The organism is Clostridium kluyveri (assembly GCF_001902295.1).
In the GTDB taxonomy this organism is placed as follows: domain Bacteria; phylum Bacillota; class Clostridia; order Clostridiales; family Clostridiaceae; genus Clostridium_B; species Clostridium_B kluyveri_B.
This window is the reverse complement of sequence record NZ_CP018335.1, coordinates 3,460,138-3,479,907: the sequence shown is the minus strand read 5'-3', so window position 1 is coordinate 3,479,907 and position 19,770 is coordinate 3,460,138. Positions and strand designations below refer to the sequence as shown.

Below are 19,770 nucleotides of genomic sequence, written 5' to 3'. Positions count from 1 at the left end.
CCAATTATTCACGCCATACCAGTATGATTTTTTCCAGTTTTCTCACTAAAGAAAAACATGTTGCTCCTATAACACCAATAGTTATCATACCTATTATTGTTTCGGGGTACTCCATTAAAGTATAGGAAGTCCAGGTATAGTATCCTATTCCATACTTGCCCGATATCATTTCAGCAGCTATAACACTCATCCATGAGCTGCCTATACCTATGGTAAGTCCAGTAAAAATATTAGGAACAGCACTTGGAAAAGATACATATCTTATTAACTGCCATTTGCTTGCACTCATACTTTTTGCGGCTTCTATCAGCAGTGAATTAGCAGCTTGTGTTCCCGCAATGGTATTAACCAGTATGGGAAAGAATGCTCCTAAAAAAGTTATAAAAATGATACTTCCTTCTACAGACGGAAATATTAATATTGCTATAGGAATCCAGGCAATTTGAGGAATAGGCCTTAGCATATCAAAAATAGGCAGTATAAAGTTCTCTCCAAATTTGGTCAACCCAATCAAGAATCCGAATATCACTGCTATAGGAAGTGCTAAGGTGCAGCCTATAAAAATTCTTATGCAGCTGTACAAAGCATGCTGATAAAATTCTTTCTGAATTATGATTGTTTTAAGAGCTTGAAAAACATCTAATGGCGATGGCAAATTTCCAAACATTAATGGTCTTTTTATATTAAAATCAACCAATAGCTGCCATACAATAATGAATACCAAAATTGAAAATACTTTACATAATATCTTTTTCACCTTAGAATAAGAAGTAGTATTTTCTTTCATATATTGTCATCTCCTTCATTTTAAGGGCTGCCAGTTACCTTTTAGTGAATCTGCACTTGGATATTGAAGATTAGATTCTTTATATGCTTGTTTTATATATTCATCATCAATAAATTTATTTAAATCCACATCCTTAATTTTATCTAGCTTTTTCAAAAAGTCCTTACTGCCTTCTAAAGTAACTTTATCCTTATCATATATAACAGAATCAAATCTTATATTTTTAACGATCTTCTTTGTTACATCTATTGGATATTTACTTTCTTCTGCAAATATTTTAGCTGCATCTTCAGGATTTTCTCTTATATATTTATGAGCTTCTATCAGTGATTTCAGAAGTGCTATTGTATAATCTTTATTTTTTTCCACCCAGGTTCTATCTGCAACAATTCCATCTAAATAATCTACATTTGTATCACTGCCATCTACTAGTATCTTTCCAATTCCTTTATTCTCTATGAGACTTGGAAATGGTTCCCAAGAAGCGTGGGCATCTATTTTATTTTGTTCTATATTAGTCATGCCAACGGTAACATCTTGATTTAAAATAGTAACCTTATCAGTTATTCCATATTTGTCCAATTCATTAAGCAGCATGCGGTGTGCACTGGAGCCTAAAGGTACAGATACATTTTTACCTGCTAAGTCTTTAACTGAGTTAATATTGCTGTCCTTTGGTACTAAGATTGCCTGATTCTTTCCCTTTTCCCCCTTTCCATCAAAAGCTAAGAACACTGACTTATAATTTTGAGAGGTTTGTCCCTTTTCTCCGTTAATAAGTATTGGCATGTCTCCCATAAATGCAAATTGAAGTTTTCCTGCCACCATATTATTAGTTAGCGGTGGTCCTGACTGGGCATTAAACCATTCAATTTGAAATTCTTTATTTGGGTATTTCTCTTCTAAATACTTTTCATAGAGTTTTTTATTTTTTATAATTAATGCTCCCCAAGTTTGAGAAGTGACTGTTTGATATCCTACAGCAATTTTTACCACCTCCTTTTTTGAATTAGTACTGCCATTTTGCTGATTATTTGAACATCCTGCAAAAAATGTTCCAACCAGTGTCAGGGCTAATAAACTCAATATTATTTTCCTTGAACTTTTTAACATTTTTATTACCTCCTTAATAAATAAATATGAACAATGATCACTTGTAGAGTTATACAAGTGTTAATTCAACCCATTTTTCAACTCTTTCAGTAGATAAATTATATTCTACTTTCTAAGCATCTCTCAATTACCATAGCTGAGGCACCTATTGATATTGCATCTCCACTGAAATATCCACATCGATTAAAAATTACACTTTTCCCTTTAGTAGAATTTAAATTTTTCAATGTACTTTTAACGCAAACTTCATAAAAAAGTTTTGAGTTTATTATTAAAGGTCCTGTTAATATAACTAATTTAGGACTTAATAATTTTATATAATTAGATAGCCCTGCTCCTAAAATTAATGCAGCATCTGTAATTATATCTACTGACAGTTCATCACCCATTTCAGCTGCCAAGCAGACATCTTTGTAATCAATTTCTTCTACAGGTTTATTTATGATGGTATGTCTACCTTTTTTGATTTTTCTAGAAATGTTCTTTATTATTGCCTTGATGGTAGAATAACATTCTAAGCAGCCGTAATTTCCGCACTTACACTGTTCACCATCAATGTCGATTGTCATATGTCCAAAGGCTTCTTCTTCATCATTTATTGTTCTTATAAGATGTCCTGAAGAAATTGTTCCTGTTCTTATTCCGATACCACAATTAAAAAAAGCAATATTTTCAATTCCCTTTCCCACGCCGTAAAAATATTCTGCAACAACTGCTGCATTTGCACCATTTTCAACTACAACAGGGCATTTTAATTTTTCCTCTAACATTTCCTTTATAGGTACGTCAGTCCATTTATCTGCAAAAAAGTCAACGGGGTTTTTTATAATACCATTTTTTATATCTAAAGGTCCCACAGATCCTACTCCTATTCCTAACAGTTTCATATGGCTTAAGTTTAGATTTGTATAAGCCCTGTTAATAATTTCTACTATTTTTTTTACAGTTTCACAAGGAGTATAGGAATCATCCATATTGAATAGTTCTTTATACAAGATTTCCATTTTAAAATTTGTAATAACTACCTGAGTATAGAGTATTGATATATCAATACCTATAATATAAAAATCATTTATATTTATGTCATATAAAATTGGCCTTCTTCCGCCTGTAGATTCTCCTATACAACTTTCAACTATCATTTTACTTTTTTCTAAAGGTTCCATAACATAATTTAATGTGGTCAATTTAATATCTGTCCTAGATGAAATTTTATTTTTAGGTAAGCATCCATTCTTCTGAAGTAAATTAAATATTTTTTTTTCTTCAAAACTTAAACTTTTTAATGCATTGGAATTATCTTTCATGAGTACACCTCTTACACTGATAGAATTCAATAAATACTTTTTTCATTTTTGGAAAAAGTATTTTGGAAAAATTTAACATAGTATGAAAAATCTATTGTTTCTCATTTTCCTATAGATTTTTTGACTTTTTATCCTATGTATTTATATGTGTTATCTGCACTGTAATAATTTTCAATAATTACTTTTTTCATTTTTGGAAAAAGTATTTTAAAAAATAATCACAATGTATTAATTAAAAAAAGCTAAATTTTAATCTTACAAATGTAAGAATAAAATTTAGCTTCCAGTTTTTCTGGTCAACTAAAACATGATACATGCTTATTTGATATATAATTCTATTAAATTTTTATTTGGGGATTTTCATATTATGATAAATCCCAAGAATTTAATATGTTTTAGTAATATTACGTAGTATTATAAATATATTTTTAAGTAATGTCAATATTTTTTTTATGTCCATTTCCTAATAGCCTCGTAGAGATTTTTTTCAATAAATTTATTTTAGAGGCTAAGCTTATGCTTTGGTTATTTAATAATTGACACATTATAGTACAATTAGTATAATGTATTACGACGTGTAAAATATAAATAATATGAAATTTTAAAAATCAATAAACTAGGTTCTTATCAAGAGAGGTGGAGGGACTGGCCCTATGAAACCCAACAACCGGCATTTGTTTTAATATGTATCGGTGTTAATTCCTGCAGAGTTAATTTTATACTCTGAAAGATGAGAAAAGTGGCCGTTTTATAAAAGTTTGGGATATTAAAAGCTATTTTTCTTAAATAAGAAAAATAGCTTTTTTAATTATTTAAATCAATTGAAGGGAGGGCGTTTTATGAAATGATAAAAGTTAAAAATCTATACAAGAAGTTTAATGAGCTTACAGTTTTAAAGGGTATTAACCTAGAGATAAAAAAGGGGGAGGTTATTGCAATAATAGGCCCCTCTGGTACAGGTAAATCGACTTTGTTAAGATGCATAAATTATTTGGAAATTCCAGACAAGGGTACCATAGAAATAGAAAAATTAAAAATAGATTTTGAAAAAATAACTAAAAAGCAAATACATGAATTGAGGAAGCATACATCTATGGTATTTCAAAGTTATAATCTTTTTAACAATAAAACTGCATTAGAAAATATTATGGAACATTTAACTATAGTAAAAAAAATAAATAAAATTGAAGCAGAGAAAATAGCAATGGATATATTAAGACAGGTTGGACTGGTTGATAAAAGAGATTATTATCCATCAAAGTTATCAGGCGGCCAGCAGCAAAGAGTGGGCATAGGCAGGGCCATGGCTGTGAATCCAGATATAATGTTATTTGATGAACCTACATCTGCCTTAGATCCTGAGTTGGTTGGAGAAGTGCTGGATGTCATAAAAAAACTTGCTGAAAAAGATACCACAATGATTATTGTAACCCACGAAATGAGATTTGCTAAAGAGGCAGCAGATAGAGTCATGTTTATGGATAGTGGAAGTATAGTAGAAGAAGGAACTCCAGAGGAGGTGTTTGATAATCCTAAGAATCCAAGAACTATAAAATTTTTGGAACAAGTTCAATTTAACTAAATGTGAAACTTAAATTCATATTGCAATATTATAAAAATTTTAAAATAAATAATTATTATTGATTTTAATAGGTAGGGGGTATAACCATGAAAAAAATTGGTCTATTAATTAGTATTTTATTAATATTTGCTGTAACTCTTACAGGGTGTGGAACTAGTAAAGGTGATAATAAATCTACAACTAATGTAGCCAATGATACTGATTTACTGTCCAAGATAAAAAAAGATGGAATAATACGAATTGGTACTGAAGGAACCTATTCACCATTTACATTTCACGATAAAAATGGAAAGTTAACTGGTTTTGATGTGGAAATAGCAGAGGAAGTGGCTAAACGTTTAGGTGTAAAAGCTAAATTTGTTGAAACAAAATGGGATGGAATATTTGCTGGATTAGATGCTAAAAGGTTTGATATTATAGTTAATGAGGTTGGAATAAAGCCAGATCGTCAGGAAAAATATGATTTTTCAACTCCATATATAGTTACAAAGGGAGTGCTTATAGTTGCTGAGGACAATGAAGATATTAAAAAGTTTGAAGATTTAAAAGGCAAAAAATCCGCACAAACATTAACTAGTAATTATGCTGAACTTGCTAAATCTTATAATGCGGAAGTTGTACAAGATGACGGATTCAATCAATCCATTGACTTAATACTTTCCAAACGTGCAGATGCAACTATTAATGATAATATATCCTTTTTAGATTTAAAAAAGCAAAAGCCAGATATAGCAGTAAAGATAGTTGATGAACAGCCAGATGCAGCTTCCAATGGAATTATGTTTAGAAAAGGAAATAAGGAATTGGTAGATGCCGTAAACAAGGCATTAGCTGATATGAAGTCAGATGGTACTTTTTTAAAAATATCCAATAAATGGTTTAATTTCGATGTATCCAAATAGTAATAGGGGGATAATATGAATATAAGTGATGGAGCAATAAGAATAATACAAATATTACAAGATTCTTTTTTCCCTTTGTTAAAAGCTGGTATTCAATTTACTGTGCCGCTTACATTAGAATCATTTATTCTTGGGTTAGTGCTTGCATTAATAACAGCTTTAGCCCGTATATCAAATGTTAAGCCTCTTGTATTATTGGCACGTTTTTATGTATGGATTGTAAGGGGAACTCCTTTATTAGTACAATTATTCATTATATTTTATGGGTTGCCAGCTGTAGGTATAACAATGGAACCACTGCCAGCAGCTATTATTGGATTTACATTGAGTGTAGGAGCATATAATTCTGAAATAATTAGGGCTGCTATTTTATCAATACCTAAAGGTCAGTGGGAGGCGGCATTTTCTATAGGTATGACAAATACTCAAGTAATCCGGCGTATTGTTCTGCCTCAGGCAGTACGGGTTTCTGTACCACCTCTGTCTAATTCTTTTATATCACTGGTTAAGGATACTTCACTTGCTGCCAGCATTACCCTAACTGAAATGTTTCAAGTGGCGCAAAGAATAACGGCATCAACCTATGAACCTCTGTGGTTATATAGTGAAGCGGCATTTATATATTTAATATTTTGTACGGTACTCTCTTCAATTCAAAATAAAATTGAAGTGAAAGTAGAAAAATATGTATCTATATAAGATAAGGCAAAATGCTTATATTTAAGCATTTTGCCATCAATATAGTATTAAGAAATTTTGAACTTTGATATGATTTGGTTAAGTTTTACTGTACTGTTTTTTAGGTATTGAACCTCTCCATGAACTTCATTTGATTTTTGTAATAATGTGGTTAGCTTTTGTACTATATCTTCAGTATTTTTTGAACCTTCAGCAGCAGCTGAGGATACTTTATCAATTTCTTCAAGCATGCTCTGTATGGATATAAATATATTTTTAGTATTTGAACTGAAATCAGCTATCATATTATGGATAGACTGAGCATCTTCATTGTATTGATTCATCATTTGAAGCATCAATTTATAATCTTTATCAATATCATTTTCCATAAACTTTAACATATCATTTGAATGATGGGATAAGTCTTTTACTGAGCTAATTACATTTTTGGTTATATTTTGCATTTCATTAATAGTATTTTTTGAGTCATCCGCTAATTTACCTATTTCACTGGCAACTACGCCAAAGCCTTTGCCTTCCTCTCCTGCCCTGACTGCTTCTATATTGGCATTTAAGGCCAGCAAATTTGTTTTTGATGTAATTTCTAATATAGCTTCAGATAGATTTTCGATTTCATTTACTTCTTCTGCGTTTGTCAGAGATTTTGCAAGGTTTTCTTTTGTAGTTGACAATGTGTCAAATATTTTATTATGTGACTTTATAAAGTTGTCCAGAGCGTTTTTGGCAGTTGTACTAATTTCACTGACGGATACTGACATTGACTGAGAATTATGAGAAATATCTTTAATTGAATTTTCTATATTGGATGATGAGGCATTCATCTCATCTGTGGATGCTGCCGTATTTCTCATACCCTGTGATAATTCCTCTGTTACAGTAGATAGATTTTCTATCATTGCATTGAGCTCTAAAACTATGTCGGTAAATATTTTAACTGATTTATCCATATTTTTAGCTTCTTCAATTAAATTCTGTATAATTTCAGAAACGTTTATCCTGATTTTATTAAAACCTACAGCCAAATTACCAATTTCATCTTTCCTCTTTATGTAATCATCTTTAATTAAAAATACAAAGTTTCCTCCTGCCATTTGTTTGCATATATCTGTAAGATAGTTAATGGGAGTGGATATATTTCTTGCAATTAAGTATCCTATTATTATACTTAAAATTAAAAAAACAATGGATATAGCGATACATTTCATTCTTAGAGAAGTCAGACCTGATAATACTTCGCTTTTATTAACTTCAATAGCCATTGACCATCCTAACTTTCCAATTGGTCCATATATTATAAATCTTTCCACACCGTTAAATGTGTGGTTTCCAAAACCACTCTTTCCATTTGTCATTTGTTTTATTAAGTCAGGCATGTTGATAAAATCTGAATCCTTGTCAACAATTTTGGATGTTGCAGAGGTAACGGTATCTGCATTTTTGTTGCTGGTATTAGTTTCAGTAGACTCTTCAATATGTATACTTTTTTTAGCTATCTCAATATTTGAGTGACCAATAGTTTCTCCCTGTTTGTTAAGTATAATGATATCTCCGGATTTTCCGTATTTTATATTTTTAACAAAATTGCTTAATTCATATCCATCTCTTACGGAAATCAATACGCCAGTAATATTATTGTTTGTTTTTATAGGAACAGCATATACCACTACAGGGGAAGCTTCTTTACCTATTTTAATGGGATCAGTAACCACTCTTTCACCGCTAATTGCTTTTTTAAAATAATCGGTATTTTTAACATCTTCAATTTCACCGTTATCATAGATTGCAGTTCCCTGACTGTTTATTACTGCCATTTTTAAACTGCCTAAGGATTTTGTCTTTTTTGATAGTATTTCCTTGATATTTTGTATATCAGTATTGTTATTAACTGTTGTAGGTAAATTTTCACTGGACCCTAATTCTTCTAGTATAGTAAATTGATTAATTACAAATTGATTGATATTTTCTGATCCCTGGGTAACAAAGTTTGGCATTGTTTGTCTTACATCTTGTACCAATATATTTTTAGATGAATTATACAGTTGCATGGCTAAGCCTGTACAAACTATTATAGACAGCAAGCTAATTAATATAATAATTCTTATTTTTATACTTTTCATATCAATTCCTCCATAGATGCAGATTATGGTCTTTAGGCGTGATTATAGTTGAAATTTTAAGGAGATTAATACCTAACTAGCTATAATATACTAAAGATAATATTATTATACAATAATATTGGAGGAGATGTAATTGTTGCTTTTTGAATGAACAAATAAATCCTCCTTTTAGAAGGAGAATTTAAGAAGAACTTGATTCTAATCACTTAAAATACAGCATACAATAACTGTTATGGGGATTGTAAAAATTAAACCTATGCTTCCGGCTAAAGTTTTAATAATTTCACAAGCTATCATATCCTGATTTACTATATCTAAAAAATTACTGTTATTGGCTAAATAACCTAGAACTAAACATATTGAACCACTAATATAAGCAAGAATTAAGGTGGTAGCCATGGTTCCCATAGTATCTCTGCCTACAACCATTCCCGCTTTCATAAGCCTGCCGGGACTGATTTTAGGATGTGCTTCTTTTATTTCTGTCATGGTTGATGCTATAGACATACTTACATCCATTACAGCCCCAAGGGCTCCTATAAGTATGGCTGCAAATAAAATAGCTTTAAAATCAAGTGCATGTTTAAGAGGAATATCCATAAGCAGCTGAGCCTCTTCCGTACCAACTCCAGAAACTTTGGTTGAATTCACCACTATAAATGATATAACTCCTGATATAACTACTCCACTAGTTGTTCCAATAATAGCTGAAATGGTTTTTCGATTTATTCCTCCTATCATCACTAAAGATACAATGGTTATGGCAATGCAGACAAATATGGAAATGGTTATAGGATTATACCCCTGTAAAATTAAATTTAGAAACACCTTTATTACCATGAAACAAGTAAATGTCAAAGTTATTATAGACTTGAATCCTTTGCCTTTTCCAATTAATATCATAGAAAGTATAAAGAATATAAGTAAGTAGGTTAGGGGCTTGTCTCTGGCAACCTGATAAATATTAGATGAGGTTATATTGCCATTGCTATCTTCACTTATAGATAGGAATACCTGATCTCCCTTATTAAAAATTGGATTTCCCTGCCTGGAAGGATCAACAGTATTCTTTATAGTGACATTTTCACCTTTATGTTTTCCATTTAAAATTTGTATTTTTAATGTCTGTTCTTCTAGAACAATATCCTTGTCACCTGCGGTAATATTATTTTTTTTCACAGATACTATTTGTACAATTTTAGCTCTGATAGAATCTGTATTTACGGTTTTTGAATTATCATCTGCAAATACTCTTAAAGGAATTATACTTTGTACAATAAATAAGAAAAGAATGGTTAAAGAAAAGAAATACTTTTTACTCTCTTTTGTAAACAGTTTTAACATCCCCTTTTTGTTATTTTAATTTACTTAACTATTTATATGAGAAAAATAAATTGTTTATTACTTACTAAAAAGGGGATGGTTATCAATTTTTGCTGTTATCCAGGTACAGCATATATATGTGAATTTATTTTAAACTATTGTAAATTATTTCTAAATTATTTTTCATACTTTCAATATAGTTTTTGTTATCCTCTTTACTTTCAAGTGTATATATCTTTTCAACTTTGGCACCTATTTCATTGGCCAGGGTGGTAGATACTTTAGGACTTACCATGTCTTCCATAAATATAGTTGTTATTTTATTTTGTTTGCAGTAATCTACCAGTTCTTTTAATTTTTTTGTAGAAGGTTCTCCTTCTGCAAATACATTTTCTACACTGTTTTGATTTAGGCCGTAATCTCTACAGAGATATGCAAAGGCAGCGTGGCCTGTTACAAAATTTTTATTCTTCACAGTTTCAAATTTTTTAGTATATTCATTATGGAGATCCTTTAGCTGCTTTGAAAATTCATCATAGTTTTTTTCATAGAATTCTTTATTTGAAGGGTCCACTTTAACCAAAGCATCTTTAATATTCTTGGATTCAACTTCTGCACCTTTTAAACTAATCCAAATATGCGGATCATATTCTCCGTGTTCTTCTATTTCTTCAGCTTCAGTATTTTTGATGGGATTTGAGTCCTTTGAAGCATTTACTACAACTAAATTTTTATTATCAATAGATTTTAAAATTTTGTCCGTCCAGGATTCCATACCTAGTCCATTGTATATAAATACATTGGCACTGCTTAAATTTTTAAGGCTTTCTGTAGTTGGTTCAAAATCGTGAGGTTCCGTGCCGTTGGGAACTATTGTGGTAATGGCAATTTTATCTTTTCCAATAGCTGAAGCAAATTCTTTCATGGCATTGAAGGATACTACAACTTTTATTTTGGATTGGGAGTTTGTATTAGTAGTTTCAGCCGTTTTGCTGCTGCAGCCGGCAAAAATAAACATGAAAGAAGTAATTAGAAAAGAGCATAATACTATTTTGCACATCTTGTATTTTTTACACACTTGTATTTTCACCCCTTAAAAAATAATATTTAGATGCAAATGGTTTGCATCTAAATATATAATACTTAATAAAAAAGATATTGTCAATTATATAGAATATTATTACAGTTGGAAATGAATCACTTGATTTTTTTGTGATATAATAAAAGTAATTTATGAAAAGTAGCTATTACTGCAAGCAGTAATAGCTACTTTTAAAATTAAACTATTCCCTGATCCATCATAGCTTCTGCTACTTTTAGAAAGCCGGCTATATTGGCACCAACTAAATAGTTTCCTTTGTGACCATAAGCTTCTGCTGCATCGTAGGTATGCTCATGAATACTGGACATAATGTGGCGCAAGCGGGTATCAACTTCATAAAAAGTCCAGCTTGTACGGATGGAATTTTGACTCATTTCCAGTGCGGAAGTGGCCACTCCGCCGGCATTGGCTGCTTTTCCAGGAGCATAGAGTATTCCTTCACTTTGTAAAAGTTGTATAGCCTCAATCGTTATAGGCATATTTGCACCTTCAACAACCATTTTTACACTATTTTTAATGAGAGTTGAGGCATCTTTTGCATCCAGTTCATTTTGTGTGGCGCAAGGCAGGGCAATATCACAAGGAATGGACCATATACCTTTACCTTTATGATATTCTGCATTTTTGTGAATGGATATATAATCTCTGAGACGGCTGTGGTTAACCAGCTTGATTTTTTTAACTGTTTCTAAATCTACTCCTTCTTTATCATATATCCAGCCTGTGGAATCACTAAGCGCTACGACCTTCCCATCTAATGCTGTGGCTTTTTCAGCAGCATAGATAGCTACATTGCCTGAACCTGAAATGATAATTTTCTTGTTTTTAATGGAATCGTTTTTAATTTTCAGCATTTCTTCTGCGAAATAAATTACACCATAACCAGTTGCCTGGGTGCGGGCTAGTGATCCCCCGTAAGTTAATCCTTTACCAGTTAAAACACCATGAAAACGATTGGATAGTCTTTTATACTGACCATAAAGATATCCAATTTCACGACTTCCAACACCAATATCACCGGCAGGTACATCTGTGTCCGGTCCTATATGATGAAAGAGTTCAGTCATGAAACTCTGACAAAATACCATTATTTCATGGTCGGATTTGCCCTTGGGATCAAAATCTGCACCGCCTTTACCGCCTCCGATAGGCATACCGGTCAGCGAATTTTTAAAGATCTGCTCAAAACCAAGAAATTTGATGATACTGAGATTGACAGAAGGGTGAAAACGAAGTCCTCCTTTATAAGGGCCAATGGCACTGTTGAATTGCACACGAAATCCACGGTTTACCCTTACTTTTTTATTGTCATCCACCCAGGGCACACGAAACATCAAAACTCGTTCAGGTTCCACTATACGTTCCAAAAGTCCCATTTCTTTAAAGTGGCTGTTGGAATCAATTACAGGTCTAATAGAATTCAGAACTTCTGTGACAGCTTGAATAAACTCTTTCTGCGGGGCATCCTTTTTAATGAGTTCTTCCAGTACGGAATCAACGTAAGACATAATGATCACTCCTATCCTTTAGCAGTAGTTTTAATTATTATAGTAAAAAAAAGCAATTTATACAACATAAAACTGAAAATTAATTTATAAAAATCATATATCTTTTTTATTGAATTCATATACACCAACAATTATGAAAATAACAAATACTGACACAGATAGTATATACATGTAATTGGAGAAAGGAAAATTTAAATTTGAACCATTTAAAAGTGCCCTTCCAGGATAAGCCCAGGGAAATAATATCCAGTACCTGGTGTTGTTTATAAGTACTGATGGAAGAGAAAATACCACTCCCACTCCTAAAGGAACTGCAATGTTTTCAAATTTCATGGTTAAGTAATATTGAATTGCTATAACAGGAAGTGAAGCTATAAAGCACAACAGGGGAGAATATATAATCTCTCTTGGCATACTCTCATTATGGGGTGCTGCAACTATTCCTGCAGCAATTATAAGTAGAGTAAATACAAAAAGATTTAAAAGTACCATACCACAGCCTATAAATAGTTTTGATATGTATATATCACTTCTTTTTACAGGTAATGCAAGTATTCTTTTAAAGTTATCTCCACTGTTTTCTATTCTCACTAAAACTGCAACTAAAATAGTAATAAATAAAGCCATAAGAAATAGTCCATAAAACATGGAACTTTGAGTGTATACCTGCTGCCATATGTTCTGGCCTTTTGATGTGAAGAGATCCCTGTATCTCAGGAAATTTGCAAAACCTAGGATTACGAAGAATAAAGGCAAAAACATAACTATGCCCAGTATTTTTGAATGTTTTAATTTTAATAATTCCACTTTATATATATTCTTCATTTTATACACCACCTATTTGATATCCCTTCTATTAAATTCTAAAATTCCTATGATAAGCCATAATATACCTGAGATTACTCCAAAAATGGCAGCTGCATGGGCATCACTCATGTCCCCTAGAGGAAGCGATCTTAAAACACAGGAAAATGGATTTATATTTCCAAGTATCTTACTCTGTGCAAGCAGATATGATCCTATAGTGCCTGCAAATCCTATGGCAGCGGCAATCAAGGAATTTTTGATGTAACAGCTTATAAACTGCTGGAAACTTACTACTCCTGAGACTGCAGCAATTTCCAGAAGTACATATTTAAAAATCAATGCAGAATTTCCTTCAATTCCAAAGAACTTTTTTATAAGTATTACAAAAACCCCATTTAAAGCTATCAAAGCAACTGATGCTGTAAATACTATAATCCATTTGGATAGATAAATTTTCATCCTTTTTACAGGTCTTGCCACTATTTGTTTCCAGGTATTTTCGCTGTATTCCATGTAGTTTACAATAAAAGCTATTACTACCACAGATAAATTTAAAAGTATGAACCACAATGTAGATAAATGATTTTCATAAAGCAGAACATCCATTTTGTTATAAATTCCTATTTGAGCTAATTCCTTTATTCGACTGATTTCCATTAAATAATCATATCTTAAATGAAGATCTATAAATAAAAGAATAGATGAAAATATGGGAATAAAAAATACACCTTTCCATAATAGGGATTTTTTATACTTTGTCAATTCAGATTTTAAAACACATATAAAGCTCATATATTTTTTCCCCCTTCAGTGAGAAGAAGAAATATTTCTTCAAGAGATTTTTGTACTTCTATAAATTTAAATACTCTGTTGTCATTTAATATTAATTGCCTTAAGATTTCATAAGGTTCCACTTCCAGGAGTTTTACAAAAATATCATCATCTTTTATTTTGTATTTATATCCATAATCATTCAATGTATGGGCTGCTTTTTTCAAGTCCTTCACTCCTATACAAATCTCGCCTTTGCTTCTTGAATGAAGTTCTTCAAGGGTACCTTGAAACAACATATTTCCTCTGTTTATGATGCCTATGTCATCTGCTGTAAGTTCAATTTCACTTAAATTATGGCTGGATATAATTACTGTCATATTATAAATTTTAGGAAGATTTTTTATAAGCTCTCTTATTTCATGAATTCCAGAGGGGTCGAGTCCATTGGTAGGTTCATCTAATATTAAAAGTTCCGGCTTTGATATAAGTGCCTGGGCGATTCCAAGTCTTTGCTTCATTCCAAGAGAAAATTTTTTGCATTGTCTGTTTTTCCATTCAGTAAGTTTTACAAAATCTAAAACCTCATCAATGTATTTATAATCAAGTTCCAAAAGCTTTGCTGTTACCTCCAGATTTTCATAGGCAGTTAAATTTCCATAATAGGAGGGGGATTCAACCAGAGAGCCAATTTTTCTCAAAATGGTCAGTCTATTTTCCTTTAAATTTTTATCAAATATTTTAATTTGTCCTTTTGTAGGGGTTATAAGTCCCAGGAGCATTCTTATGGTTGTAGATTTTCCAGCACCGTTTGGTCCCAGAAATCCATATACCCTACCTTTTTTTACTGTAAGGCTCAGCTTGTCTACTGCCTTAAAACCTTTAAATTCCTTGGTTAAGTTTTTAGTTTCTATAATTTTTTCTGACATAATTTTTCCTCCTTTAATTCATTGTGAGTTTATAATATAAGTTCAAGCTTAAGTTCTGCTTATAGGAACCTTATGAGAACCTTAAAATTTTGATGTGTAAATCAAAAATATTAAATAATGTTATAATTGAGGCAGATAATATTCATATTGGAGGGCTAATATGTATGATGAAATTTTAGATAAAAAAATTCTTTTAATTGATGATGAAATAGAATTGTTGAAACTTATGGAGACAGTTCTCAGAAAAGAAGGCTTTAAGAGGGTATTTAAAGTTTTAAAGGGCACAGATGGCATAAATTTATGTAAAAATGAAAAACCTGATATAGTAGTTTTAGATGTTATGATGGAGGATATGGATGGTTTTGAAGTTTGCAGGGCTATCAGAGAATTTTCTTATGTACCTGTTGTTTTTTTATCTGCCAGAGGTGATCATATAGATAAAATACTGGCTCTTGGACTGGGAGCAGATGATTATGTGACAAAACCTTTCAGCCCTAAAGAAGTTGTGTTTAGAATTAAAGCTCACCTAAGGAGAAATATATACATAAAAAATGAACTCACCATGAAAAAGGAGAAAATATGCTTTGGAGATTTAATTATTGATTTTCAAAAGGGAGAAGTGCTAAAGAGCGGCAAAAATGTTACACTTACCCCTAAAGAGTATCATCTTTTATGTTATATGGCGCAAAATGCCAATCAGATATTGACAAAGGAGATGATATGTGATGAGGTGTGGAATGATAATTATGAAGGATATGACAATACCATAATGGTTCATATGAGAAAGCTTAGACAAAAATTAGAAAGTAATCCTTCAAAGCCCCAATATATAGTTACTGTAAAGGGACTGGGATATAAGTTTAATATTCCCCAAAATTAACATTTTTTATTTAGAGGTAGCAGCTTATGAAATTTATGAACAAAATTAAAACCAATTGGAGCCTTACAACAAAATTTTTAGTAACTCTGGTATTTATAATTATGATAGAGTTTATTGTAGTTATGTTTGTATGGAGGAGTGCTATTATATACACCAAAAATAATTTGCCAGGATTTAATCCTGAAAAGTTTACATGGACTTTTTCAAAATATATAGATATTGAAGATAATAAGCCTATTTTGAATGAAGAAGGTAAAAATGAGCTTGTAAAAAATAAAGCCTGGATTCAAATAATAGATGAAAGTTTTAAGGAAATGTATTCTTTTAAAAAGCCACAGGAGGTACCAAAGATATACACTCCCATAAAAATGGCCCATATTTATAAATATGATATAGCCAATTATTCTATATTTATAAGTGAAAAAGAATATAATAATGAAAGTTTTACATATATTATAGGTTTTCCTACCTGGCGTATAGCAAAACACACCGTTATTTTCAATCCAACTGCACTTAGAAATTTTTTTGGAGGAGGGTTTATTGTACTTTTAGCTGTAAATGTTATTATTGCAGTGATTGCCTCTTATTTTATATTTGGAAAAAGAATGGGAAGGCCTCTTGAAACTATTATTAACAGTATAAATGAGCTTTCCAGGGGACATTATGAAACTAATCATGTGGAACAGGGGGTTTATAAAAATGTATTTGCCAATTTAAATAATTTAGGCAAAACTCTAAAAGAAAATAAGAATAAAAGAGAAGAAATGGAAAAGATGAGGGAAAGCTGGATTTCCGCCATATCCCATGATGTAAAAACTCCCCTGTCTTCTATAAAAGGATACGCTGAAATAATGAAAGATTCTGATTACACTTTTTCACAGAATGAAATTTTAGAGTATTCAAAAATAATATACGATAAATCTTCATATATTCAAGGATTAGTTGAAGATTTAAATCTCACTTATAAATTGAAAAACAGGACTATACCCTTAAAAAAAGAAAATGTAAATGTGGTGGCACTTATTCAAAATATAATTGTGGAAATTTTAAATCACCCTCTATATTCAAATAGAAATATAAATATTTATTTTGAAAGAGAAAATATAAATATTTTAACAGATAAAAATCTATTTAGAAGAGCCATCTCCAATTTGATTTTTAATGCCATAATACATAATCCACAGGAAGTTAGGGTGGATGTTTCAGTTTATAAAAAAGATAAGGTTCATATTTTAATAAAAGATAATGGCAGGGGAATATCCCAGAATGATTTAAAATACATTTTTGAAAGATATTACAGAGGCACAAGTACCAATATTTCTGTTGAAGGTTCTGGACTTGGCATGGCCATATCCAAACAGATAATAGATGCCCAGGGAGGTAGTATAAATGTAGAGAGTACTCTAGGGAAGGGTACCAATATAGATATAGTACTGTAGTAAAAATGAAAGGAAAATTTATATGAAAAGAATACTTATAGTAGAAGACAATATAGCTTTAAGTACAGGTCTCAGTTTTGATTTGGAGAGGGAGGGTTATAAGGTTGATACAGTTTGTAGTTCCGGGCAGGCCAGAGAAGCTGTAAGGGAAACTGAGTTTGATTTAATTGTACTGGATATAAATCTTCCAGATGGCAGCGGTTTTGAACTCTGCAGATGGATAAAAGAATTAAGAGACATTCCACTTATATTTCTCACTGCCTGTGATATGGAAAAGGATACTATAAAAGGTTTTGAATTAGGTGCCGATGACTATATAACCAAGCCTTTTAGCATAGGGATTTTTAGAAGACGTGTGGCAGCAGTATTAAAACGCTGTGAAAAAGAGAACATAGGGAATATTTATAATGATGGATATCTCATGGTTAATTTTGATAAATTGATGGTAATTAGAGAGAATAAAACATTTATGCTTACATCTTCTGAGTATAGGCTTATGAAAATTTTTGTTGCCAACAGTGGCAAAGTTCTCACAAGACAAATTTTATTGCAGAAACTTTGGGATAATGATGGAAATTTTGTTGATGAACATGCTCTGACTGTTAATGTAAACCGTCTTAGAAATAAAATAGAAAATAAAGGTCATAAATATATTAAAACTGTCTATGGAATGGGTTATATGTGGGTAGGTGAAAAATGCAATGTTTTATAGTTCTTCTTCAAAGGGTATTTATATAAGCTGGGCAGTATTATGGATTTTTACCTTTATATGTTTTTGCTGTGTTACATTTCAGATAACAGAAAAATGGAGTCTGCGTCTTTTACTTCTTGGATTTGCAGGCCTTTTTCAGTTTATAGCACTGTTGGCCGTGGTTGCCCTTAGAAGAAAAATTGTATATTTTTCTGAATCCATGAGTGTGTGTCTGGATAACATGATAAAAGGCAGTGAAGAGGTGCATTTTAATTTAGAAACAGAAACCCTAATGGCAAAACTCCAGATAAAATTAAAGCGTCTCTATGACATCATGAAAAATAACAGCAATAAAAATATGAGTGAGAAAATAGCCATACAAAGATTGGTATCTGATATCTCCCACCAGGTGAAAACCCCCATTGCCAACATAAAAATGTATAATACTATTTTAAGAGAGCGTTCAATGTCCTGGAAAAAGCAGCAGGAGTTTTTAAAGTCTTGCGATATCCAGATAAATAAACTGGATTTTCTCCTGCAGTCCATGGTTAAAATGTCCCGTTTGGAAACAGGAGTTCTTCAAATATGTCCAAAACTGTATCCTATTTATGATACATTGGCAGAGGCCTTAGGAGAAGTGCTTGTAAATGCAGAGAAGAAGAATATCCATATTTCAGTACAATGTGATCCACTGCTGGTTGTTAACCATGATAAAAAATGGACAAGTGAAGCTCTCTATAATATTTTAGATAATGCAGTAAAATATACACAGGAAGATGGCAGTATAGAAATAAAAGTAGATAAATGGGAATTTTATACAAAGGTAGATATTAAGGATACGGGAAAAGGAATTTGTGAAAAGAATCAGGGGGCAATTTTTAAAAGATTTTACCGTGAGCCGGAGGTTCATGATGAAGAGGGCATTGGCATTGGACTTTATCTTTCCCGTGAAATTATTACCCTGCAGAAAGGGTATATTCAGGTGAAATCTAAGCCTGGTCATGGCTCTATTTTTTCTGTTTTTATTCCAAATCACTAGAAAATTAAAATCTCTCAAAATTGTGAGTTTTCAGAGACATTCTAGAGACATTGGCATTTTATAATTGAGGCAGTAAAGAGAAAGAAGGTGTAATTTGTGGATGTTGTTGTACAAATTTCAGATTTAAAAAAATATTATGGCAGAGAACCTAATCTTGTGAAAGCCTTAGATGGCATAAATCTATGTGTGGAACCCGGGGAATTTATCGCTATTGTAGGTACATCGGGAAGCGGAAAATCTACTCTGCTGCACATGATGGGAGGCCTTGATAAACCAACTTGTGGTAGTGTCATAATTGAAGGCAGGGAATTATCTGAGATGAATGATGAGGATCTCACTATTTTCAGGAGAAGACAAATTGGCTTTGTTTTTCAAAATTATAATCTGGTTCCCATTTTGAATGTGTATGAAAATATTGTGCTGCCTGTCGAGTTGGATGGAAACAAGGTGGATAGGGATTATGTGGACAAGGTTATTTCCATGCTTCATTTGGAGGATAAGTTAAATAGTCTGCCAAACAACCTTTCAGGAGGCCAGCAGCAGAGGGTAGCCATTGCACGGGCCCTTGTAAGCAAACCTGCCATTATTCTTGCAGACGAGCCTACGGGAAACCTGGACAGCCGCACCAGCCAGGAAGTGATGGGACTTTTAAAGATGAGTAACAATGAGTTCCATCAAACTCTGGTGATGATAACTCACAATAGTGAAATTGCCCAGCTTGCCCATAGAATTATCCGTATTGAAGATGGAAAAATTATGGACAGGGAGGTGTGA

18 protein-coding genes and 1 riboswitch are annotated in these 19,770 nt (G+C 31.8%); of the genes, 8 read left to right on the top strand and 10 right to left on the bottom strand.

Going from position 1 to position 19,770, the window contains the following annotated elements:
- Positions 1-4: 4 nt before the first annotated feature.
- The 3 genes from BS101_RS16825 to BS101_RS16815 all read right to left on the bottom strand — a co-directional run bounded on the left by BS101_RS16825 (position 5) and on the right by BS101_RS16815 (position 3,207).
- Positions 5-787, bottom strand: a complete 783-nt coding sequence (locus BS101_RS16825) for an ABC transporter permease (RefSeq protein WP_073539875.1) — start codon at positions 785-787, stop codon at positions 5-7.
- A 15-nt stretch (positions 788-802) separates the two neighbouring features.
- Positions 803-1,900, bottom strand: a complete 1,098-nt coding sequence (locus BS101_RS16820) for an ABC transporter substrate-binding protein (RefSeq protein WP_073539874.1) — start codon at positions 1,898-1,900, stop codon at positions 803-805.
- A 98-nt stretch (positions 1,901-1,998) separates the two neighbouring features.
- A complete protein-coding gene (locus tag BS101_RS16815; RefSeq protein ID WP_073539873.1) occupies positions 1,999-3,207 on the bottom strand; it encodes an ROK family transcriptional regulator in 1,209 nt (402 codons plus the stop codon).
- 621 nt (positions 3,208-3,828) lie between these two features.
- Positions 3,829-3,944: riboswitch (SAM riboswitch) on the top strand.
- A gap of 107 nt (positions 3,945-4,051) precedes the next feature.
- Here BS101_RS16815 and BS101_RS16810 point away from each other — a divergent pair.
- The 3 genes from BS101_RS16810 (at position 4,052) to BS101_RS16800 (ending at position 6,390) form a co-directional block, all read left to right on the top strand.
- Positions 4,052-4,789 carry an amino acid ABC transporter ATP-binding protein gene (locus tag BS101_RS16810; RefSeq protein ID WP_073539872.1) on the top strand — a complete coding sequence of 246 codons (738 nt, stop codon included), beginning with the start codon at positions 4,052-4,054 and terminating at the stop codon, positions 4,787-4,789.
- 86 nt (positions 4,790-4,875) lie between these two features.
- Entirely contained in the window at positions 4,876-5,691 is an 816-nt protein-coding gene (locus BS101_RS16805; RefSeq protein WP_073539871.1) for an amino acid ABC transporter substrate-binding protein, read from the top strand.
- Positions 5,692-5,706: 15 nt separating this feature from the next.
- The gene (locus tag BS101_RS16800; RefSeq protein ID WP_073539870.1) at positions 5,707-6,390 is read left to right on the top strand and encodes an amino acid ABC transporter permease; all 684 of its coding nucleotides are present in this window, start codon (positions 5,707-5,709) and stop codon (positions 6,388-6,390) included.
- A 47-nt stretch (positions 6,391-6,437) separates the two neighbouring features.
- On the opposite strand, the gene BS101_RS16795 is transcribed toward BS101_RS16800, so the two are convergent.
- The 7 genes from BS101_RS16795 to BS101_RS16765 all read right to left on the bottom strand — a co-directional run bounded on the left by BS101_RS16795 (position 6,438) and on the right by BS101_RS16765 (position 14,947).
- Complete coding sequence (locus tag BS101_RS16795; protein ID WP_073539869.1) at positions 6,438-8,507, bottom strand: methyl-accepting chemotaxis protein; 2,070 nt, start codon at positions 8,505-8,507, stop codon at positions 6,438-6,440.
- Positions 8,508-8,705: 198 nt separating this feature from the next.
- The gene (locus BS101_RS16790) at positions 8,706-9,851 is read right to left on the bottom strand and encodes a YibE/F family protein (RefSeq protein WP_073539868.1); all 1,146 of its coding nucleotides are present in this window, start codon (positions 9,849-9,851) and stop codon (positions 8,706-8,708) included.
- A 124-nt stretch (positions 9,852-9,975) separates the two neighbouring features.
- A complete protein-coding gene (locus BS101_RS16785; RefSeq protein WP_073541375.1) occupies positions 9,976-10,890 on the bottom strand; it encodes a metal ABC transporter substrate-binding protein in 915 nt (304 codons plus the stop codon).
- Positions 10,891-11,108: 218 nt separating this feature from the next.
- Complete coding sequence (gene gdhA / locus BS101_RS16780) at positions 11,109-12,440, bottom strand: NADP-specific glutamate dehydrogenase (protein ID WP_073539867.1); 1,332 nt, start codon at positions 12,438-12,440, stop codon at positions 11,109-11,111.
- 93 nt (positions 12,441-12,533) lie between these two features.
- On the bottom strand, positions 12,534-13,265 hold the full coding sequence (locus BS101_RS16775; protein ID WP_242951314.1) for an ABC transporter permease: 732 nt from the start codon (positions 13,263-13,265) through the stop codon (positions 12,534-12,536).
- A gap of 12 nt (positions 13,266-13,277) precedes the next feature.
- Positions 13,278-14,039, bottom strand: a complete 762-nt coding sequence (locus BS101_RS16770; RefSeq protein ID WP_073539865.1) for an ABC transporter permease — start codon at positions 14,037-14,039, stop codon at positions 13,278-13,280.
- Entirely contained in the window at positions 14,036-14,947 is a 912-nt protein-coding gene (locus tag BS101_RS16765) for an ABC transporter ATP-binding protein (protein ID WP_073539864.1), read from the bottom strand. The genes BS101_RS16770 and BS101_RS16765 overlap by 4 nt, the downstream gene beginning before the upstream one ends.
- Before the next feature lie 160 nt (positions 14,948-15,107).
- On the opposite strand from BS101_RS16765, the gene BS101_RS16760 reads away from it, so the two are divergent.
- The 5 genes from BS101_RS16760 to BS101_RS16740 all read left to right on the top strand — a co-directional run bounded on the left by BS101_RS16760 (position 15,108) and on the right by BS101_RS16740 (position 19,770).
- Positions 15,108-15,827, top strand: a complete 720-nt coding sequence (locus BS101_RS16760) for a response regulator transcription factor (protein ID WP_073539863.1) — start codon at positions 15,108-15,110, stop codon at positions 15,825-15,827.
- Between the two features lie 26 nt (positions 15,828-15,853).
- Complete coding sequence (locus BS101_RS16755) at positions 15,854-17,266, top strand: sensor histidine kinase (protein ID WP_073539862.1); 1,413 nt, start codon at positions 15,854-15,856, stop codon at positions 17,264-17,266.
- A gap of 22 nt (positions 17,267-17,288) precedes the next feature.
- Positions 17,289-17,978 (top strand): response regulator transcription factor, encoded by a 690-nt coding sequence (locus BS101_RS16750; RefSeq protein WP_073539861.1) that lies wholly within the window; start codon positions 17,289-17,291, stop codon positions 17,976-17,978.
- Positions 17,968-18,996: a sensor histidine kinase gene (locus BS101_RS16745; protein ID WP_073539860.1), complete on the top strand. Its 1,029-nt coding sequence runs from the start codon at positions 17,968-17,970 to the stop codon at positions 18,994-18,996. The genes BS101_RS16750 and BS101_RS16745 overlap by 11 nt, the downstream gene beginning before the upstream one ends.
- A 96-nt stretch (positions 18,997-19,092) precedes the next feature.
- Entirely contained in the window at positions 19,093-19,770 is a 678-nt protein-coding gene (locus tag BS101_RS16740; protein ID WP_073539859.1) for an ABC transporter ATP-binding protein, read from the top strand.

Bases quoted from the DNA above. Each gene is read 5' to 3' on its own strand.
- BS101_RS16825 (WP_073539875.1), bottom strand. From the start codon at position 787: ATGAAAGAAAATACTACTTCTTATTCTAAGGTGAAAAAGATATTATGT.
- BS101_RS16820 (WP_073539874.1), bottom strand. From the start codon at position 1,900: ATGTTAAAAAGTTCAAGGAAAATAATATTGAGTTTATTAGCCCTGACA.
- BS101_RS16815 (WP_073539873.1), bottom strand. From the start codon at position 3,207: ATGAAAGATAATTCCAATGCATTAAAAAGTTTAAGTTTTGAAGAAAAA.
- BS101_RS16810 (WP_073539872.1), top strand. From the start codon at position 4,052: ATGATAAAAGTTAAAAATCTATACAAGAAGTTTAATGAGCTTACAGTT.
- BS101_RS16805 (WP_073539871.1), top strand. From the start codon at position 4,876: ATGAAAAAAATTGGTCTATTAATTAGTATTTTATTAATATTTGCTGTA.
- BS101_RS16800 (WP_073539870.1), top strand. From the start codon at position 5,707: ATGAATATAAGTGATGGAGCAATAAGAATAATACAAATATTACAAGAT.
- BS101_RS16795 (WP_073539869.1), bottom strand. From the start codon at position 8,507: ATGAAAAGTATAAAAATAAGAATTATTATATTAATTAGCTTGCTGTCT.
- BS101_RS16790 (WP_073539868.1), bottom strand. From the start codon at position 9,851: ATGTTAAAACTGTTTACAAAAGAGAGTAAAAAGTATTTCTTTTCTTTA.
- BS101_RS16785 (WP_073541375.1), bottom strand. From the start codon at position 10,890: ATGTGCAAAATAGTATTATGCTCTTTTCTAATTACTTCTTTCATGTTT.
- gdhA (WP_073539867.1), bottom strand. From the start codon at position 12,440: ATGTCTTACGTTGATTCCGTACTGGAAGAACTCATTAAAAAGGATGCC.
- BS101_RS16775 (WP_242951314.1), bottom strand. From the start codon at position 13,265: ATGAAGAATATATATAAAGTGGAATTATTAAAATTAAAACATTCAAAA.
- BS101_RS16770 (WP_073539865.1), bottom strand. From the start codon at position 14,039: ATGAGCTTTATATGTGTTTTAAAATCTGAATTGACAAAGTATAAAAAA.
- BS101_RS16765 (WP_073539864.1), bottom strand. From the start codon at position 14,947: ATGTCAGAAAAAATTATAGAAACTAAAAACTTAACCAAGGAATTTAAA.
- BS101_RS16760 (WP_073539863.1), top strand. From the start codon at position 15,108: ATGTATGATGAAATTTTAGATAAAAAAATTCTTTTAATTGATGATGAA.
- BS101_RS16755 (WP_073539862.1), top strand. From the start codon at position 15,854: ATGAAATTTATGAACAAAATTAAAACCAATTGGAGCCTTACAACAAAA.
- BS101_RS16750 (WP_073539861.1), top strand. From the start codon at position 17,289: ATGAAAAGAATACTTATAGTAGAAGACAATATAGCTTTAAGTACAGGT.
- BS101_RS16745 (WP_073539860.1), top strand. From the start codon at position 17,968: ATGTTTTATAGTTCTTCTTCAAAGGGTATTTATATAAGCTGGGCAGTA.